The sequence below is a fragment of the Nitrospira sp. NS4 genome, assembly GCF_049546785.1.
Taxonomy (GTDB): domain Bacteria; phylum Nitrospirota; class Nitrospiria; order Nitrospirales; family Nitrospiraceae; genus Nitrospira_D.
Genome location: NZ_JBMWAN010000002.1, coordinates 667406 through 685453, shown reverse-complemented (window position 1 = coordinate 685453; position 18048 = coordinate 667406). Strand labels below are relative to the sequence as shown.

Annotated in this window: 17 protein-coding genes; 1 reads left to right on the top strand and 16 read right to left on the bottom strand. The window is 61.2% G+C overall.

Going from position 1 to position 18048, the window contains the following annotated elements; translation table 11 throughout:
* Positions 1–232: 232 nt before the first annotated feature.
* Positions 233–2854 (bottom strand): sigma 54-interacting transcriptional regulator, encoded by a 2622-nt coding sequence (locus ACO9S2_RS07870; RefSeq protein WP_423721413.1) that lies wholly within the window; start codon positions 2852–2854, stop codon positions 233–235.
* A gap of 190 nt (positions 2855–3044) precedes the next feature.
* On the opposite strand from ACO9S2_RS07870, the gene ACO9S2_RS07865 reads away from it, so the two are divergent.
* Positions 3045–3905, top strand: coding sequence for a lysophospholipid acyltransferase family protein (locus tag ACO9S2_RS07865; protein ID WP_423721412.1), 861 nt, complete (start codon positions 3045–3047; stop codon positions 3903–3905).
* Positions 3906–3931: 26 nt separating this feature from the next.
* On the opposite strand, the gene ACO9S2_RS07860 is transcribed toward ACO9S2_RS07865, so the two are convergent.
* From ACO9S2_RS07860 to ACO9S2_RS07790, 15 genes are all read right to left on the bottom strand, one after another.
* Complete coding sequence (locus ACO9S2_RS07860) at positions 3932–5029, bottom strand: Rieske 2Fe-2S domain-containing protein (RefSeq protein WP_423721411.1); 1098 nt, start codon at positions 5027–5029, stop codon at positions 3932–3934.
* Between the two features lie 162 nt (positions 5030–5191).
* A complete protein-coding gene (locus ACO9S2_RS07855) occupies positions 5192–6313 on the bottom strand; it encodes an ABC transporter permease (RefSeq protein WP_423721410.1) in 1122 nt (373 codons plus the stop codon).
* Positions 6314–9115 (bottom strand): ribosome-associated ATPase/putative transporter RbbA, encoded by a 2802-nt coding sequence (rbbA, locus tag ACO9S2_RS07850; protein ID WP_423721408.1) that lies wholly within the window; start codon positions 9113–9115, stop codon positions 6314–6316.
* Complete coding sequence (locus ACO9S2_RS07845) at positions 9115–10185, bottom strand: HlyD family secretion protein (RefSeq protein WP_423721407.1); 1071 nt, start codon at positions 10183–10185, stop codon at positions 9115–9117. The genes rbbA and ACO9S2_RS07845 overlap by 1 nt, the downstream gene beginning before the upstream one ends.
* A 347-nt stretch (positions 10186–10532) precedes the next feature.
* Positions 10533–11663: an NAD(P)-dependent alcohol dehydrogenase gene (locus ACO9S2_RS07840; protein WP_423721406.1), complete on the bottom strand. Its 1131-nt coding sequence runs from the start codon at positions 11661–11663 to the stop codon at positions 10533–10535.
* A gap of 58 nt (positions 11664–11721) precedes the next feature.
* Complete coding sequence (locus tag ACO9S2_RS07835; RefSeq protein ID WP_423721405.1) at positions 11722–13266, bottom strand: FAD-binding oxidoreductase; 1545 nt, start codon at positions 13264–13266, stop codon at positions 11722–11724.
* A gap of 29 nt (positions 13267–13295) precedes the next feature.
* Entirely contained in the window at positions 13296–14174 is an 879-nt protein-coding gene (locus ACO9S2_RS07830; protein ID WP_423721404.1) for a twin-arginine translocation signal domain-containing protein, read from the bottom strand.
* Positions 14175–14188: 14 nt separating this feature from the next.
* Positions 14189–14530 carry a c-type cytochrome gene (locus tag ACO9S2_RS07825; protein WP_423721403.1) on the bottom strand — a complete coding sequence of 114 codons (342 nt, stop codon included), beginning with the start codon at positions 14528–14530 and terminating at the stop codon, positions 14189–14191.
* A 26-nt stretch (positions 14531–14556) separates the two neighbouring features.
* Positions 14557–14946 (bottom strand): DoxX family protein, encoded by a 390-nt coding sequence (locus tag ACO9S2_RS07820; protein ID WP_423721401.1) that lies wholly within the window; start codon positions 14944–14946, stop codon positions 14557–14559.
* Between the two features lie 14 nt (positions 14947–14960).
* Complete coding sequence (locus tag ACO9S2_RS07815; RefSeq protein WP_423721400.1) at positions 14961–15701, bottom strand: ferredoxin--NADP reductase; 741 nt, start codon at positions 15699–15701, stop codon at positions 14961–14963.
* Positions 15702–15747: 46 nt separating this feature from the next.
* Positions 15748–15984, bottom strand: a complete 237-nt coding sequence (locus ACO9S2_RS07810) for a CDGSH iron-sulfur domain-containing protein (RefSeq protein WP_423721399.1) — start codon at positions 15982–15984, stop codon at positions 15748–15750.
* Between the two features lie 49 nt (positions 15985–16033).
* Positions 16034–16396 carry a c-type cytochrome gene (locus tag ACO9S2_RS07805; protein WP_423721398.1) on the bottom strand — a complete coding sequence of 121 codons (363 nt, stop codon included), beginning with the start codon at positions 16394–16396 and terminating at the stop codon, positions 16034–16036.
* Between the two features lie 152 nt (positions 16397–16548).
* Positions 16549–16992, bottom strand: coding sequence for a Spy/CpxP family protein refolding chaperone (locus ACO9S2_RS07800; RefSeq protein ID WP_423721397.1), 444 nt, complete (start codon positions 16990–16992; stop codon positions 16549–16551).
* A gap of 112 nt (positions 16993–17104) precedes the next feature.
* Positions 17105–17401 (bottom strand): antibiotic biosynthesis monooxygenase family protein, encoded by a 297-nt coding sequence (locus ACO9S2_RS07795; protein WP_423721396.1) that lies wholly within the window; start codon positions 17399–17401, stop codon positions 17105–17107.
* Between the two features lie 129 nt (positions 17402–17530).
* Positions 17531–17791 (bottom strand): hypothetical protein, encoded by a 261-nt coding sequence (locus ACO9S2_RS07790; RefSeq protein WP_423721395.1) that lies wholly within the window; start codon positions 17789–17791, stop codon positions 17531–17533.
* Positions 17792–18048: the final 257 nt, after the last annotated feature.

Below are 18048 nucleotides of genomic sequence, written 5' to 3'. Positions count from 1 at the left end.
CCGTTGATGATGGACCCTCCCGGTAACCGGGAGGCTTCGTTACTCTTACAGACGGAGGAGTCGGTCGATTATTACAGTGGGGACAATCGGCGAGGGGAGACCCAGCCCAAGACCTCGCCACCCGGTGAAGTCCTGGAGAAGCACGGCGCGGAGACCGCCGACTGGAAGTGGATCTGACTCGGGGCGTCATTCAAGCCCTGGCGGCCTGAATGAACTGTCTGGTTCAAGAGGCTCAGCCGGGACGGGCAATCCCCAGCTTCTGCATCCTGGATTGGAGGGTGGTGCGTTTCATGCCGAGCCTGGCTGCGGCCCCTGAGGAACCTCCGATGACCCAGCCGGTTTCACTGAGGGCTTTCAGAATATGTTCCCGCTCCGCCTGCTCGAGCGTCGTGGTCGTGGAATGATTCGTATGGTTCTGCGTCCGTTTCAGCTCGGCAATCGGAACGGACAGATCCGGCCCCTGCGTCAGAATCACCGCGCGCTCGATAAAGTTTTCGAGTTCCCGCACGTTGCCCGGCCAGGCGTATTGCTGCAGAACCTTCATCGCCTCGGCGGGAATCGTCTCGATGCGCTTCTTCATGCGCAGCGCGAATTTCTGAGCAAAGTGTCGGACGAGCGCCGGAATGTCTTCAGCGCGCTCACGGAGGGGCGGCACAGTGATCGGAAACACGTTCAACCGGTAGTACAGGTCGCTGCGAAACTCCCGGTCTTCCACAAGCTGCGCCAGATCGCGATTCGTTGCGGAGATCACCCGGACATTGACGCGAATGGTGCGTGTGCTCCCCAGCCGCTCGAATTCCTGCTCTTGCAGCACCCGGAGCAGCTTCACTTGCAGCTCCAGGGGGATTTCACCCACTTCGTCGAGGAACAGGGTCCCGCGATCCGCCAATTCGAACCGTCCGATCTTCGTGGCGATGGCCCCGGTGAAGGCCCCTTTTTCATGTCCGAACAGTTCGCTTTCGAGCAGACCAGTTGGAATGGCCGCGCAGTTGAGCTTGACGAAGGTCCGTTCCCGCCGGTCGCTCAGATTATGGAGCGCCCGCGCGACCAGCTCCTTTCCGCTGCCCGTCTCGCCCAGAATCAATACGGTGGAATCGGTTGCCGCCACCGTCTGGACCTGATTGAGCACCCGTTTCAGTGCCTGACTGTCGCCGACGATTTCCTCGAAGTTGTATCCGGTCTGAATTTCCTCCTCGAGGTACAACTTTTCCTTCGCCAGCTTGTCTTTCAGCGCGGCGATCTCCTGATAGGCGATTGAATTGGCGACGGCCAGCGCGATCTGCTTCGCCACCTCGCTCAACATCTCGGCATCCGCCTGCGTGAACGCTGCGTCCTCAAGACTGCCGACGTTCAAGGCCCCGAGCGTCCGGTCCCGCAACAGCAGGGGAACGCAGCAGGCCGACTTGACCCCTTCGGCCACGAGCCGTTTGGAGACCGTGCTCTCCGACTGATCGAGGTCCTGCCGGTTGAGCACCACCGGTTCCCGCTGCGTGATCGCCGTGGTCGCCGGGCACCCGCACAGCGTGCAGGTGGTGCCTTCTTCGAGAAATCCCTTCCGTCCGGGAAAGTCCAAAGCGTACAGCTTCAATTGATTCAACTCGGGGTCCAGGATAGTCAGACTGATGACGTCCGCCTTCAGCACACGGCGGATACTGGCGGTGATGGACTCAAACAGATCCCGCACTTCCAGATGAGAGGCGACCGCATTGTTCGTCTCCAGCAGCAACTGCAGCCGGTCCCGCTCCCGGGCCAATTCCTGACGGGCTTTGAGGACCTGGCCGTAGTTCAGGGCGTTCTCGACGGCGATGGCGATCTGTTTGGCCGCCTCCCCCAGGAGTGCGAGGTCATCGGCCTCGAACGTTTTTTCGGTCAGACTACTGATCGTCAACACGCCCAGGACATGGTCGTGAGAGAGAAGGGGGAAACAGTAGGCCGATTGAATGCCTTCTGCCAACAGACGCTCGGCGACATCGGAACGAAACCCCTGGAGATCGGCTCTGGCATAATAGAACGGTTTGCGGGAGCGGAGAGCGATCCCTGCCGGGGACCCGTCGACGGGCGTCAGCCAGCCTTCAGAAAGAAACCCCTTCGTGAGATCAAAATTGAGGGCATGAAGCCTGAACTGCTCTTGATCCGGCTCGTACAAGAGCAACGCGGTCCGTTCGTGCGGCATGACGCGGCGAAGCGCCGTGGCAATCGCCCCCAGCAGTGCTTTTAGGTCGAGCGTCGCGTTGACCGCATGGTTGATTTCCAGCAGCAGATTCAGCCGGTCTCGTTCCCGGACCAGCGCCTGCTTCGACGCTTCCGCGCTGGCAAAATTGAGCACGTTGTCCACGGCCACGGCAACCTGTTTGGCCACCTGCTCGAGAAGGGCCAGGTCCTTGTCGCCGAAGGCCTGGGGCTTCAGGCTCCCGAATCCGATCGCCCCCAGCCGGCGCATCGCGGTGGTTAACGGCAGGAGACACACCGATTGGACGCCGATCCCCCGGAGGGCCGTCATGCCTTTTGAGAATCTGGTTTCATCGGCGAGCGACGGGATGATCAACGGTTGTTGATGGGTCCAGACCCAACCGGTAGCCGATTCCTCGATCGGCAGCTCAAGTCCGTCGAGTCTGCCGGTGTCGGGCCGGGCGGCCGCGGTTTCCAGCACATGGACCTGCATCACATATTTTGCCGGGTCATGGAGGACCAGGCCGATGAAATCGAACGGCGCCACGGCCGGAAGGCGCAGCGCGAGGTCCCGAAAGAGCGATTGGAGGTCACGGTGAGCCGCGACGGACTCGGAGACTTTCAGGAGAGCGCAGTATTGCGCCGTATCTGACTCAGCGGACTTTGCGGGTGATTCCTCATCCATACCGAATCGTAGTATGCCTTCGCCCATGCCCGTACGCAACGGCGGCGCATTCCTTTCACCCCGCCCGGCTCGCCGCAGCGTAAAAAGATTGCGGAACCTCGTCGACTCGCCTATCCTGAGGCCTCACTGTGCCTCAGGACCACCAACGATCGTCACACAGCGAGTCTGAACCGATCCTCGCCCACCGCCGATGAAATATCTCTGTGAGTATGTCCTGCTCCGATTTGTTGACCTGCTGTTGCAAGCCCTTCCAGGCACCTGGGCGATCGCGCTGGGCGAATGGCTTTGCCTGCGCTTGCCGACCATCATTCCCAAACGCCAGGCGCTGATCCTGGACAATCTCACCCGCGTCTTTCCCGACAAATCCGCAGAGGAGAAAGCCGGGATTGCGCAGGCGGTCTGGCGCAACCTCGGCCGGACGGCCGTCGAATTTGTGCGTATCGCGGACTTTGCCCGCCGCCCCATCGAAGACCTCGTGGAGGTGGAAGGACGCGAACATATGGAGCGGGCGATCGGGGAAGGGAAGGGTGTCATTCTGCTCACCGCCCATTTCACGAATTGGGAATTGACCGGCTCCTTCGTCCAGCGTCTGTTCGGCTCCATGACCGCGATCGCCCGCCCCGTGCACAACCCCTACGTCAATCGATGGGTGCAGCGCAAACGGCTGGCCGGGGGCATGAAGATCATTCCTGCGCAAGAGGCGGTGAAAGCCTCGCTCAAATGCTTGAAAGCCAAAACCATCGTCGGCATCCTGATCGACCAGAGTCTGTCGTCCGGCCTGTCCGTCGAGTTCTTCGGCCGGACAGCCGCCACCACCACGCTGCCGGCGCTGCTCCATGTGCGCACCGGCGCGCCTGTCCTCATTACGTACACCTTGCGTGAAGGCGACCGGTTCCGGCAGGTGTTCCAGCCCGTCGCCTTTCCGCCGGTCTCCGACGAGGCCGATCGCATCGCGATCTACACCAGGGCCATCAACGTCCTCTTTGAGGATCTCATCCGCCGCCATCCCGAAAACTGGTTCTGGATCCACAACCGCTGGAAACGCGCCTAGCCCCGGCGAACGAACCGGCTATCTGCTCACTCACTATCCAGGTGATGCGCCTTGCGGCCGCCGCGCGCCAGGGGATGCTCCGGCAGTTGCCCTTCGACCATCAACCTCGCCATGGCGGCCGCCCTCGTAACCAGCTCCTGCGCCCCTTCCCGGAGTTCCCGGCTGTTCTGCACCTCCCTCACGTTCCGTTCCATATCCTCCGCGCTCCAGCCCCGTGAATGGGCGATGAACGGGAATTGCGGGAACTGGCAGCCCACTTCGGAAAAGAAGGTCATGAGTTGACCGGCCACGCCCTGCACATTGTCCTGCCCGCCCATGATGATGAAGGCCGCGACTTTGTTCTTGAGCAGGTGTTTGTTCGCGATGGTGTCCTGATTCTGGATGCAGTTCATCCGCTCGACCATCTTGTAATACAGACTGCTGGCGTTGCCCCACCGGATCGGGGTCGCGATCAGGATGACGTCGGCCCAGTGCACGATGGCCTCGTACACACGATCGAGCTGGTCCTCCGGATCCATCTGCGTAATGGAACAGGGCCAGGTGCAGGCATAGGCCGATTTCGAATAGAACCCCTCGCACGCCCGAAAGCTCAGCTCGCGGAGCCTGATGCATTGCGTCTCAAGCAGGAGGGCGGTCTTGGCATGCTCCAATGCCGCATCGAGCAACGCATCCGATGCGCTGTAGCGCGGATGTTCCTGCGTCATCGATGTCGTCGAAATCCCCACCACGCGGATCGAGCCCGGCTGACGGACGACCGGACGGGCCAATGGATGAGGTTGGTGAGGTTGCTTCTTCCGTTTCGAGGCCGAGGAAAGGTCAATGAAGAGGCGGCCGTTCTCGATCTTGGTCGCATAGGCCGGAACCTGATCCTGTTCGTATCCCGGTTCCCCCTGGCCGGTTTGCCTATGGAACTTCCAGTAATGCCAGGGACAGACGACGTACTCGCCGTCAAGGGTGCCTTCGCCTAAGGGACCGCCGACGTGGTTACAGGCGCCGGATATCGCGGCAAACGACCCGTTCTTGTAGGTCAGGGCGATCGGCGTCGTGCCGCACATGATCTCCTGCAAAGGTTTGAGCTTCAGCTCTCCGACTGCGCCGATTTCAATCCATTGTTCATCCGGCATCAGAAGCCTCCCTCAGTTGCATCTGTTCATCGACCCTTCGCCGCTCGCAAACCGGTATCCGGATCGAAGGCAGGAACACACCGGCGCGAAAGATTTGTGCCCGACCTGCCTGCTCCCGCGGGGAGCGTTCAGTACCGTGATCCTCGACGTCCAGCTGTCCGCTCACGCCATCTGCCCGATCGTGTTCCGGAGGCGGCCCAGCGCGACACCGAAGAAGGCGGCGCCGATGACCGCGAGGCTGATGAGTTGTGGCCAGACTACCTCCAGGCCTGCGCCGCGATACAACACGGCCTGGGCCAGCGCGACGAAATGGGTGGTGGGCGCCACCAGCATCACGGTCTGCACGAACTCCGGCATGCTCTCGCGCGGCGTGGCCCCGCCGGACAGCATATTCAGCGGGATCAGGACCAGCATCAGCAGCAGACCGAACTGGGGCATCGAGCGTGCGACGGTGGCCATAAAGATGCCCAGGGAGGTGGTGGCAAACAGGTGCACGGCGGCGCCGGCGAAAAACAGGGCGAGCGAGCCCTCGATAGGCATCGCCAGCAGCCCTTGTACGATGAACAGGAGTGAGAAGGCGCAGGCGGCAAGGACGACCAACCCCATCGGCCAGACCTTGCTGGTCATAATCTCCAATGGCGTCACGGGCATGACCAACAGATGTTCGATGGTGCCGCGCTCCCGCTCGCGGATCAGCGCGGCCCCGGTGAGCACGAGGGACAGCATCGTGACGTTGTTGATGACCTGCATCACCGCGCCGAACCAGGTCTGGGTCAGCGAAGGGTTGAAGCGCGCCCGCAGCGTCAGATCCACCCGTGGCGCGGGGCTTCCGCGATAGCGCTGGGCGAACTCGCTCACTTCGTCACTGATAATGGCTTGGATGTAGCCGCTGCCGACAAAGGCCTGGCTCATGCGGGTGGCATCGACGTTGAGCTGGATCGTCGGCCCCCGTCCGGCCAGCAGGTCGCGCTGGAATTCCGGCGGAATGTTGAGCGCGAAGGTGAACAGGCCGGCGTCCATGCCTGAATCCATACCGGCCTGGGAGACCAACGCCGGGGTTATGAAGTGCGGGCGATAAAACGCGCCGACGATGCGCGCCGAGAGCGGCGACCGATCCTCGTCGTGGATGGCGATCGGGGCCTTGTTAAGCGTTTCCGGCATGGCCGTCGCCCCGATATAGATCGCAACGGAGAACGAGTAGACGATCAGGATCAGCAGCCTTGAGTCACGGGCCAGACTGTAGAGTTCTTTGATCCCCAGCTGCAGAATGTTCGCGGCGCGCATTCAGGCCTCCTGCTTTTTCAAGAGGGCGACGCAGAGCCCCATCAACACCGGCACGGCCAGCGCCAGGGCCAACAGGGCGGGCTGCAAGTCGGCGAAACCCAGCGCCTTGGAGAACGTCCCCCTGGAAATGGTCAGGAAATGGGTGGTCGGATAGAGACGGCCGATCAGGGCGCCGACGCCTTCCAGCGAGGAGACCGGATCGATCATGCCGGAGAACTGCGTCGCCGGCAGAATGGTGAGCACCGCGGTGCCGAAAATGGCGGCGATCTGGCTGCGCATGAAGGCGGAAATCAAGAGTCCCATGGCGGTGGCGGAGATGACATAGAGCAGCGCTGCGGCAGCCAGGGTGAGAAAACTGCCGGTCATGGGTACGCCGAAGACGGTGACCGCGAGCGCGGCCATGACCAGGAAGTTGAGCATGGCTAGCAAGATGTAGGGCAGTTGCTTGCCCAGCAGAAACTCCAACCTGGTCACCGGCGTGACATAGAGGTTCACGATCGAGCCCATCTCCTTGTCCCGCACAACGGAGAGCGCGGTGAGCATGGATGGAATCAGCATCAACAGCAGCGGGATCATTGCCGGCACCATCGAGACCAGACTCTTGACGTCGGGGTTATAGCGAAACCGGGTTTCGATGTTGACCAACCCGGCAGCCGGCTTTTGTCCGAACCGGCGAGAGGCCATATCGGCCAGCCAATGGGCGTGCATGCCGCGCACATAGCCCTGCACGGTTTCGGCACGTTGGGGCATGGCCCCGTCGATCCAGGCGCCGATTTCCACCCGTTCACCCCGGCCCAGATCGCGGGCGAAGCCGGGGGGAATTTCGAGCGCAAGGCTCAGCTCTCCGCTGCGCATGCGCCGGTCCAGCTCGGCATAGTCGGAGATGGGCGCGTGTTCGATAAAATAACGCGAGCCGGCGAGGTTGAGTACGTAGTCGCGGCTGGTGGAGGACTGGTCGCGGTCGAGCACGGCAAAGGACAAGTCCTCGACATCCATGCTGATGCCGTAGCCCATGACAAACATCAGCAGGATACTGCCGAGCAGCGCCAACGTGGCGCGAATCGGGTCACGACGCAGTCCGAGGGCCTCGACACGGGTGTAGCTGAACAGGCGGCCAAGATCGAACGCCCGCCTCTTGTCACGGGCCTTCGGGCCGGGTGTCGGAGGAGCGGAGGGGGCAGGGGCCGGAGACGGCACCCTGCCTGCGGGCAACGGCGACTCCTTCGTCTTGTCCTGTGCCACGACCTCTTCCAGAAAGCCGACGAACGCATCATCCAGGGTCTTCGCCCCGCGCTGCTCCGTCAGCGCGGCCGGTGAGCCGGTGACGAGCACCCGGCCCGCATGCATCAGCGAGATACGGTCGCAGCGATCGGCCTCGTTCATGAAATGGGTCGAGATGAAAATGGTGACTTTATCCCGGCGCGCCAGGTCGATCATGATCTGCCAGAAGGCATCGCGGGCGATCGGGTCGACGCCGGAGGTGGGTTCATCGAGGATCAGCATCTCCGGCCGATGGATCATCGACACCGCCAGGGACAGGCGTTGGCGGTGGCCCAGCGGCAAGGCATCGGGCCGCGCGTCGATCACGTCGGCCAGATCGAAGCGTGCAGCCACTGCCTCGACCCGGCCGCTGATCTCCTCTGCCGGCACATGGAACAGCTTGGCGTGCAGGGCCAGATTCTGGCGCACGGTCAGCTCTGAGTAGAGCGAGAAGGATTGCGACATATAGCCGACGCGTTGCCTGGTCTTGAGATCTTTCGGGTCCACCGCCTGGCCGAACAGCCAGGCTTGTCCCTCGCCGGCAGGCAGCAGGCCTGTCAGCATTTTCATGGTCGTGGTCTTGCCGCAGCCGTTGGAGCCGAGAAAGCCGAAGATTTCCCCGCGCTCAATGCGAAAGGTCACATGATCGACCGCGACGAAGTCGCCGAAGCGCATCGTCAGGTCTTTCGCCTCGATCGCAATGTCGCCGTCGTCCCCTGTGCGGGGCGGGATCACCACGGCCCGGTGGCCGCGTCGCTCTTCCTCCGGCAGCAGTGCGATAAAGGCTTCCTCAAGGGAGGCGGTGCCGCTGCGCGCGAGCAAATCTTGAGGCGTGCCGGTGGCCAGCACGCGGCCGGCGTCCATCGCCACCAGCCAGGCGAAACGCGCGGCCTCCTCCATATAGGCGGTCGACATGAGCACGCTCATGCCGGGCCGTCCGGTCCGGATGCGCTCGACCAGATCCCAGAATTGCCGTCGCGACAAAGGATCGACTCCGGTAGTCGGCTCGTCGAGAATCAGCAAATCCGGATCGTGAATGAGCGCGCAGCACAGTCCGAGTTTTTGTTTCATGCCGCCGGAAAGCTTGCCCGCCGGCCGATCGCGGAACGGCGTCAGCCCGGTGCTGTCGAGAAGGTCGTCGATGCGCCGCGCCCGCTCGGCGTCGTGCTGGCCGAACAGGCGGCCAAAGAAGTCGATGTTCTCGAACACCGACAGCGTCGGATAGAGGTTCTTGCCCAGACCCTGCGGCATGTAGGCGATGCGCGGGCACACGGCCAGACGGTGGCGCGCCTCGGCCATGTCGCCGCCGAGCACGTCGATCCGCCCTTCCTGGATCGCGCGGGCACCAGAGATCAATGAGAACAGGCTCGACTTGCCCACGCCGTCCGGTCCGATCAGCCCGACCATTTTCCCCGCCGGCAGATCGAGGGTGATGCCATCCAGGGCGAGTGTCTTGCCGTAGCGCAGGCTGACGTTGGAGATGCGTACGACCGACGCCTCCTCTGCTGCCATCGCGGTGGTAGATGGCCGGTCGTGGGTCATTACGGCAACTTTACCTGTAGAGCGGCAGGCCACTCGACGTTGGGATCGAGGCGCACATAGGCCATCCCCGGCAGGCCGGTCTTGACCTGATGGATATGCTTCTTGAGGAGCTCCGGGTCGATCTGCGCCTTCACCCGGAACATGAGCTTCTCACGTTCGATGGCAGTTTCCACGGTCTTGGGCGTGAACTGGGCGGCGTCGGCTACGAAGGACACCTTCGCGGGGATGACGTACTGGGGCACGGCATCGAGCACCAGGCGCACCTCGGAACCGATCGCGAGCCGGCCGGCGGCAGCCGTGGGGAGAAAAAAGGTCATGTAGACATCGGCCAGATCGAGGAGGTTGAGCACCTTGCCGCCGGCGCTGAGCACCTCGCTGGGCTGGGCGATGCGATGCTGCACACGGCCGTCCCGGGGTGTTTTCAGCGTACTGTCGTCGATATCCGCCTGGAGTCGTTCGATCGTCGCCCGCGCCGCTTCGACCACGGATTGGGCCTCGAGCACCTGAGTCTGAGCCGTCGCGATCGCGGCCTCCGCGGCCGCCACCTGCGCCTTTGCCGCGCTGACCGCCGACTGCGCACCACGGGCAGCGGCGCGAGCATCGTCCAGGTCCTGAAGGGCAATGGCCTGATCGGCCGCGAGCGGTTCGGAGCGCGCCTGGCGCTTTTGCGCCAGCTTCAGCTCCGTTTCGCGCTGCGCCACCACTGCCAGGGCCGCGACTTTCTCGGCCTCGCGCTGCGCCACCAGACTGTGGGATCGTTCCACCGCACTCTGAGCCTGTCGCAACTGCGCCTCGGCCTCCCGGCGTTGGGACTCGAGCACCTCGGTGTCCATGCGCGCGAGGACCTGCCCGGCGGTGACGAAGTCTCCCTCATTCACAAGAATGTCCTTGATACGGCCCGGGGTCTTGGCGGCGATGTCGATCTCCACTGCCTCGATGCGGCCGTTGCCGCTCGCAAAGCCATCACCCAGGTGTTTCGGTTGCAAATAGCGCCAGGCCAGAAAGATGAGCCCCGCCGCCACCGCAATGAATCCGATCCTCACGAGCCAAATCTTATTCAACTTCATCATTCCGGTATCCGGTGACTGCTGCCGCGTCGGCGGTGACGTATGGGATTTTTAGTAGTGGCGAACGGTGCGCCGACGTCCCTAAGGCTGAACCGGATAACGATCGAAAAGATCATCCGCTCTATCTTCTGCGCGTTGCCCACACACACTAGTGAGTGGGCGCCTCGCCGGAGCTCGACGAAGCGGCCCGTTGAGGAATACCCGTTGTCTGAGAATACCCACGATTCAACGCTTCCTGTCAAATAGCCGACCCGACAAAGCCGGTGGCTCCCATCAATGCGATCTTCAAGATTCCTTAACACTCCGGTCCAGCAGCCGAGACACAAGGAGAGATGCCCAGTGACCAGCGTTCACGATCCGATACGGACGATCGGTTTGATCGTGATGCCCTTCTCGCTGTCCTCCGCCGCCTGATTGATCTGGTCGAGGCTGTAGAATTTCACCAGCTTGTCGAACGGGAAACGTCCCTGCGTATAGAGTTCGACGAGGCTCGGGATGAAGAGATCCGGGACGCTGTCGCCCTCGATGATGCCGATGATCCGTTTGCCGGTCGTCATGACGCCGTTCACATCGAAGCTGGCTTCAGTACCCAACGCCGGAGCCCCGACGATGCCGCAGGCCCCGCGAATCGCGAGCGCGTCGATAGCCTGGCGCAGCACGGCAGGACGCCCGCTCGATTCGAGTGAAAAGTCGGCGCCGCCGCCGGTGATCTTGCGCACGGCCTCGACGGGATCCGTTTCACGGCTGTTGACGGTATGGGTCGCTCCGAGTTCCTTGGCCAGTGCAAGACGCGACGGGACAACATCAGCGGCAATGATGGTGGTCGCACCGGCCACACGGGCGGCCATCACGGCACTCAACCCGACGGCGCCGCCGCCGAACGCGGCGAAACTGCTGCCCGGCCTAACCTTCAAGGCATTCAGCACGGCTCCCGCGCCGGTTTGAATGCCGCAGCCGAGCGGGCCGAGTAATTCCAGCGGTGCAGTGGTCGGAACCTTGATTACGTTACGCTCGTGGGCGAGCGCAAAGGTGCCGAACGAAGACTGCCCGAAAAAGTGGTCGTGAACCGCGCCCTGTTTGTCGCGCGTGGCGGTGCTTCCGTCTTCACGGGCGCCGCCGAAATTCAATGAATAGAAATTCGCGCAGTAGGTCAGGTCGCCGCGCAGGCAGGGTTTGCAGTGGCCACACCACATGTAGGTGAGCACGACATGATCGCCCTGCGCGAGTTTCTTGACGTTGCTGCCGACCCCTTCGACGACACCGGCCCCCTCGTGGCCGAGGACAACCGGTAGCGGGACGGTATAGAGCTGGTCTCGTGCCACCATGTCGGTGTGGCACATGCCGGTCGCGACAATCCGGATCAGGACCTCGTCGGGACGGGGCGCTTCCAAGGTGAGTGTCTCGACCTGGAACGGTCCGCCTTTCTTGCGGACCACCGCCGCTTTAATCTCTCTGGTTTGCATCTTGGGTATGTTGGTCATGTGTCGCTCCTTCACGCGCGATATTCATCGCATCGGCTGAACGAAACGAGCCGCCGGGCTATCGGATGCCGGATTTCCCCGGCGCAAGAATCCCGTTGGGATCCAGTGCCTTTTTGAGCGTTTTGTGGACATGGCGCTGTACCGGACCATAGGTGTGCGCCACCTTGTCCATGAAGGCCGTATTGACGCGATAGGTGCCGTAGCCCTCCGCCGAGAACTCCGTGAGCAGTTCATCGAAGCACTGGTACGCGGCCTTCACGACGGCAGGATCGGTCCGGTCATAGAGCACGTCCACGATATGGTGCATGTCCCGCATGCCGACGATGAACTCGCCGGAATAGTCCAATCCGTATTTCCCCAGAATGCGTTTGGTCATGGCCATCTGTTTGAGCGTCTCGCTCCCGCGGGCCTGCGAGACCGGCGCAAACCACATGGAGCCGCCGCCGCCGCGCCAGTTGTAGAGGGAAAATTCCTTGAGGGTCATGTCGCCGCGCATCAAGGCCGCGCGATACTGGAAGGCCGGGTCATCGCCCGCTTCTTGCTCCGTCAGGATCTTCGCCTTGCTCGATTTGCTGAATGCCTCCGTCACGATCTTCCAGTTCACGTCAATCTGCTCCTGCGTGCCGTAGAGGGCCGCATAGACATTCCAGGCCCCCAGCTTGTGATCCTTCATGATCTGCCGCACGGCCTCATCGGTGATTGCCCCGGGCCCGGTGACATAGTCGCTCCGCTTGGCCTTCGTCGGCGCTTCATACAAAGCATGGGCGATCACGACCGCATTGGGAATGACCCCGCTGATACGGAGCGGCCTGATGGTCTCCACGATCTCCACGATGTCGTCTTCCTGCTCATACTGGATGACGAAAGGCTTGAACGCGGGAGGGGCGGGCATCAGCCAGAATCCGAACTTGGTGACGATGCCATAATTAGACTGGGTGAAGATCCCGTCCAGGTAGGGTCCGTATCCCCACTTGAAGACCTGCCAGGTGTTCGACTTCGGCAGCGATCCCATCCCGGTGCGCAGCACCTCGCCGTTTGCGAGAACGACTTCCATGCCGCAGGCGAAGAGAAAATGTTCTCCATAGGGCGTATAGCCGACCCCGCGATCCAGCGTATTGCCCGTCGGTCCGGCAATAGCGGATGGGGCGGGACAGGAGAGCCAGAGCGGATACTTGTGCTCCTGGATGTAGTCGTAGAGCTGTTTATACGTGACGCCCGGTTCGACCAGCGCAAAACAGAGGTCCGGATCGACCTCCAGAATGCGATTCATCCGTTTCAGATCGAGCACCACCTGGCCCCGTTCGGCCGGCGCCGCGGAACCGTAGCCGAAGTTCCGGCCGGTCGAGATCATCCAGATCGGGACTTTGTATTTATTACAGATCCCGACGATCTTCTGGATCTGTTCCACCGACTGCGCCAGGAGCGCCGCGGACGGGGTATGGTCCGCATCCGGGACCGGCATCATAGTCTTAATGTAAGGAGCAAGCTGCTCCGCCGTCACGAGGACGGAGTCCTGACCCACCACCCTCCGAAACTCCGCGATCGCCGCCGTAAAGGTTTTCTCGGAGACGCCTTTCGGTAACGCGATATATTTGCTGGCCATCGCTCGTCCTCCTCCTCGTTCTCTCGAGCCTAAATATCCATGACAAATGAAACGAATCGTGCGCTGCTCACTATCCGCTCATCAAGGCCGCCGGTTCGATGGACGAACGCGCGGGTGGAGCAGGACTCCTGAATCGAATGTACCCCGAGGGCCGAAGCCGCTACGGCATAACCCACGGATTCCACCCAGTGCGGAGACTGCCGCGAAACCGTCTCAAGCTTGCAGACATGCGGGGGTATCGACGTCCAGTCTTCGGGGCCGGTAAGGCCCAGTTCTCGACAGGCCTCTGAGACAGAGAGTCCCGAGCAGTGAAGATGCATCGATTCAGATCCGGCAGACCGATAGGAGGAAAATCCCGGTGCAGACCAACCGGTCAGATTGTTCGCGGCAGATGATTCGTTGAGGAAGCTTTCTGTGATCGCAAAACTCTCACGCGCGCCGCTGAGTTGCGCGGCAAGGAGCCCGCCGGCACCCTGAGCGGGCGAGGCCGCGAGCCACACATGCCGCGATGGACGGCCCTCGCTCCCCGACACATGAGAGCCGACGGAGAGCAGCCGACCCCCTGTCGTCCGCGCCAGTTCCTGAAAAACCGCCGCACTCGCATCGTCCATGACGGCAATCCAGCGAGCCCCTCCGGACTGTTCGAGTAACGTGGCCATCTTGCCAGGATCGGATAGAAGACCGCCGTTCACCTTCACGGTCTGCAGCCCGTCATATCCCATCTCCACACAGGCCGCGCGGACACCTTTCTCAAACAGGTCGTCCACGTTGTTGCCTCCCAAGAAGAGCAGGCACCGCCTGGGTTTCCGTGTAGGTGAATCCGCGAACGCCCAGGGAGGAGTGCCGAGCGCCAGCAACGCTCCGCCCGCCAACAGACCTTTCATGAGGCTGCGTCGATCAATCTCCATGGCGTGAGCCCTCCCTACTGGTTGGCTGCTGCTTTCGACACATACTCGGCCACCTTCGCCAGCGACTCGTCGTCGATTTCCGCTGCACGGAAGGCTGGCATGGCCCGGTTGCCGTGGCGGGCTATAAAGCGGATGTAGTTGGGATCGAGGCCGCGGCCGCGAATCGTCGGCCCGACCTTGGCTTCATGACAGAATGCGCAGACCTTGGCATAGACCTCGGCTCCGTCCCTCCAGACGAACCCTGTCGCAGGAGGTTCCTGAGGCGTCGCCCCTGCGATGCCTGCCGCTGCCCCCATCGCAAACAACACCGTCATGATCAACGCGGACGCAATCCCTTCTCCTCTGGTCGCTTTCATAGGGCCTCCTCTCCATCCGGCCTGACCTACGCCGCCCCGCGAGCCGCGTCCATGCTCCAGATGCCCGAGCCGTGAGACGAGATGTACAAGAACACAAAGCAATAGAGCGCGGCCAGCTCGCCCATGTTCTGAATGGGCAACAGTGCCTGCGTGCCGTGGGCCATCCAATAGGCAAAAGCCATAAGCCCGCTGCAGAGAAACGCCGCCCAGCCGGTGAATAGCCCGATCATCACGAGCATGCCGCCGATCAGCTCGATGGGCCCGGCAATGGCGATCACGAACGGCGGGACCTGCGGGGGCGGGGGCATCGGCACGCTGAGGAGTTTTTGGGTGCCGTGCCAGAGGAATAGGAATCCGGTGACGATGCGCATCAAGGCATAGGTATGGCTGGCATAAGAACGCACGAAAGACGGCATGGGCGCCTCCTCGGTTAATAGCCCGCGAACTTTTCAGTTCGAATGTCCGCATCGTCGATGTGGGCGTCTTTCAGCATGGTCCGCAACCCGGTCACCATGCCGGGCGGACCGACCACATAGTAGATCGGCTTCTCCACATTCACGAGATGTTTGGAGAGCAGGGCGGCGTTGATGTATCCCGTCTCGCCCTGCCAGGCACGAGAAGACTTCCCCGGCTCGGTCATGGTGCCCACGAACGTATAATGCGGATTCTTCTCTTGCAGGGCCTGCAGTTCATCCAGGAATGCCGCATCCTCCGGCCGCCGGTTGGAATAGAACAGCACTATGCGGTGCGGCGATCGCTGCAGCGCCGCATGGACTACCATGCTGCGGAACGGCGTAATCCCGATGCCTCCCGCCAGAAACACGGCGGGCCTGGTCTGGTCTGCATGCAGCACCAATTTCCCGAATGGCCCTTCCATCCGGAGGGTTGCGCCGATCGGCATCCGTTGCAATTCCCGTTTGAATGCCGTATCGCGCAACCGCGTCGCCACCATCAGGGTCGATTCCTGCGGCGCGCTCGCGATAGAAAAGGTTCTCGTATTGCCGGCCGCATCGGTCTCGGATGGCTGAAGCAGCGTGAAATCGACAAACTGCCCCGGCGCGAACACAAACTGTGCCGGCTTTTCGAAATGGAACGCCATCGTCCCCTCCGCCACCAGCCGTCGCTCGGTCAGCCTTACCGTATATCCATCCTCGTTCAGCGCTTCGCTCATGGCTCACCTTTTGTCGCGCACCGTTCGTACTATTCAACCCGTCAGCTTAGAGCGTCTTGTGCGTCCCGTCACAGAACGGGGGGTTCTTGGTCTGCTTGCACTGGCACAACGCGACCGTCTTCTTCTCGGTCGTGGTGAACTCCATAGGCGTGAAACTGGTTTCCTTGTGAGACCCGTCACAAAACGGCTGCTTCTTCGAACGGCCGCACCGGCACCAATAGTACGTGCCGGGTTCCAACTCCAACACCGCCGGTTGCTTGGCTGCGACGACTGGTTTTTCCATGAGTTCTCCTCCTGGTTATTTGAATTACACCCCCCTGTCATCCCGTGAATCACTGTCTCAGACTTTTCACATAGGCCAGGACATCCTGAATCTCGGCATCCGACAGTTGTCCCTTCCAGCCCACCATCGCCGTTGGCGGGCGGCCGTGCTCGATCGTGTCGGGCAATTCTGCATCGGTTTTCTTCTTGCTCGCCGCGCTGGTGAAGTCGGCCGCGGGAGGATTGGTGGTCTTTCCGACGGAGCCGTCTCCTCGCCCTTGAGGACCGTGACAGAGCACACAGGTCTTCTCGTAAACGGCCTTGCCCTTTCGAGCATCTCCCGCTGCCGCATGCGCAGGTGTCGCAGTCATCCACGTTCCGAACGATACAAGAAGCAGTACCAGAGGAGCCACCCACAACAGATCATTTCTCATGATCGACCCTTCTCCAATGTTGGATGCTTCGGCAATCGACTTTGCCACACTTGTCGTGCGTCCTCCACCCAGGCGCCGGCAAGCTTGGCTTGCAACATCAACCTCACCGGTTGCCCGTTCTTCTGCATCGTGATCTTTGGCAGGCCAATCTCTTATTCCCCGTCTTCATGGCGTTCGATCCATTTCCGCAAGTGTTCCACCGCTTCCGCCTTTTGTTCTGGTCGCAGGCTGGCGTGCCATTCCGCTACCTTGGGTAACACACGCGTCAGCATGCGAGTTTGCCCCGCTTGGTGTTGTTCGAAAAGCTGGCTCACCTTCGCCTGATCCAATCGCTCGCTTTGCACCTGAGCGATCACCTCCTCCATCATCGCGCGACGCTCCTTCTTTGATTCGGCGCGAGCGGCCAACACTTCGTCTCTCACGGCAGCCAGCTTGGCTTTCTGCTGTTCGTCAAGTTTCAGCTCTTTGGCGATTTTGCCCGTCATCCAATCGGCTCGCTCCGCCGGCGTATGATGGCGGTGACAAGCCGCAGCTGCGAGCGCCCCGGCGATCACCAAAATCCCGACTACCACTCTAAATGTGCTGCGTATTACCATGCTGTCCTCCTTTTAGACCAGATGACCTTCATCAAGCTTTAGCCGTCAACACAAGCGCCTGGATGACACCCTCCTTCGCATGAACAGCCCTTTCACCGTGAGGAACGGTGAATCAGTACTCGAAGGCGACATGATAGAGAGCCGGCGTCATCTCAACCTCCAACTGCTGCAACTTCGCCTTCATGGGCGTGACGCTCTTCTCGTACGCTTTCCAGTAGATATCCTCATTTTCCCAGATCGCAACGTTAATGAAGTTAAACTTGCTGTCCGGCTTGATGCTCTTGTGGAACTTGCCGCTGATGAACCCCGGCTGCTTGGTGATGTTGTCCTTGACGTCTTGCCACCACTTCACAAATTCTTCTTCCTTCGCTTTCGGGACAGAAAACACGTTGATTAATGTTACCGGCATGGCACCCTCCATATTTGGCTGCAGGGGGGACAATCCGCTTCTCAGGAGCAGGTGACATCCTGAGGGAACTGGCCATCCCAGGACGACCAGTTCCTTCCGCCTACTTATTGGTTATTGGGCCTTCCTCGTTCAGCTCCACCACGATATTGGCGCCTCCGCGATGTGCTTGGTCTTCACCTCCATCCGCTCCAGCGGGAACACTTTCTCTCCTTCCGGAGTGGAGAACTTGACCTGATTCTTGTTGGGGCCGGTGCGGATCAACTTGCCAGAAATCAGGCGGTGAGTTCCTTTCATATGCTTTTCTTTTCCATCATTGTTCTCATTCACCTGCATTGCCACTTCTTCGCCGACTTCCAGATTGTTCAGCCCGGTGGAAGTAGAAAACGTCATCGACCCCCATGAGGTCTTCACAGTCGTATGACCTGACAGCAACTTCGAGACGACACCATCGACCTTCATGCGCGTCGATTTTCGGTGTTGCCCCCCTCGTCGGCAAACCCCTGGGATGCCAGCATCACCAGGCCAGGACCATCGCACCAAGAACCGTCGTCTTACTCATAATAGTTGCCCCTCTGTTGTGAGACTCTCGTCTCTTGATTCGTCTCGCCACCGTCCCCACATGCCATGGGATAAGTAATAGTGCGAAA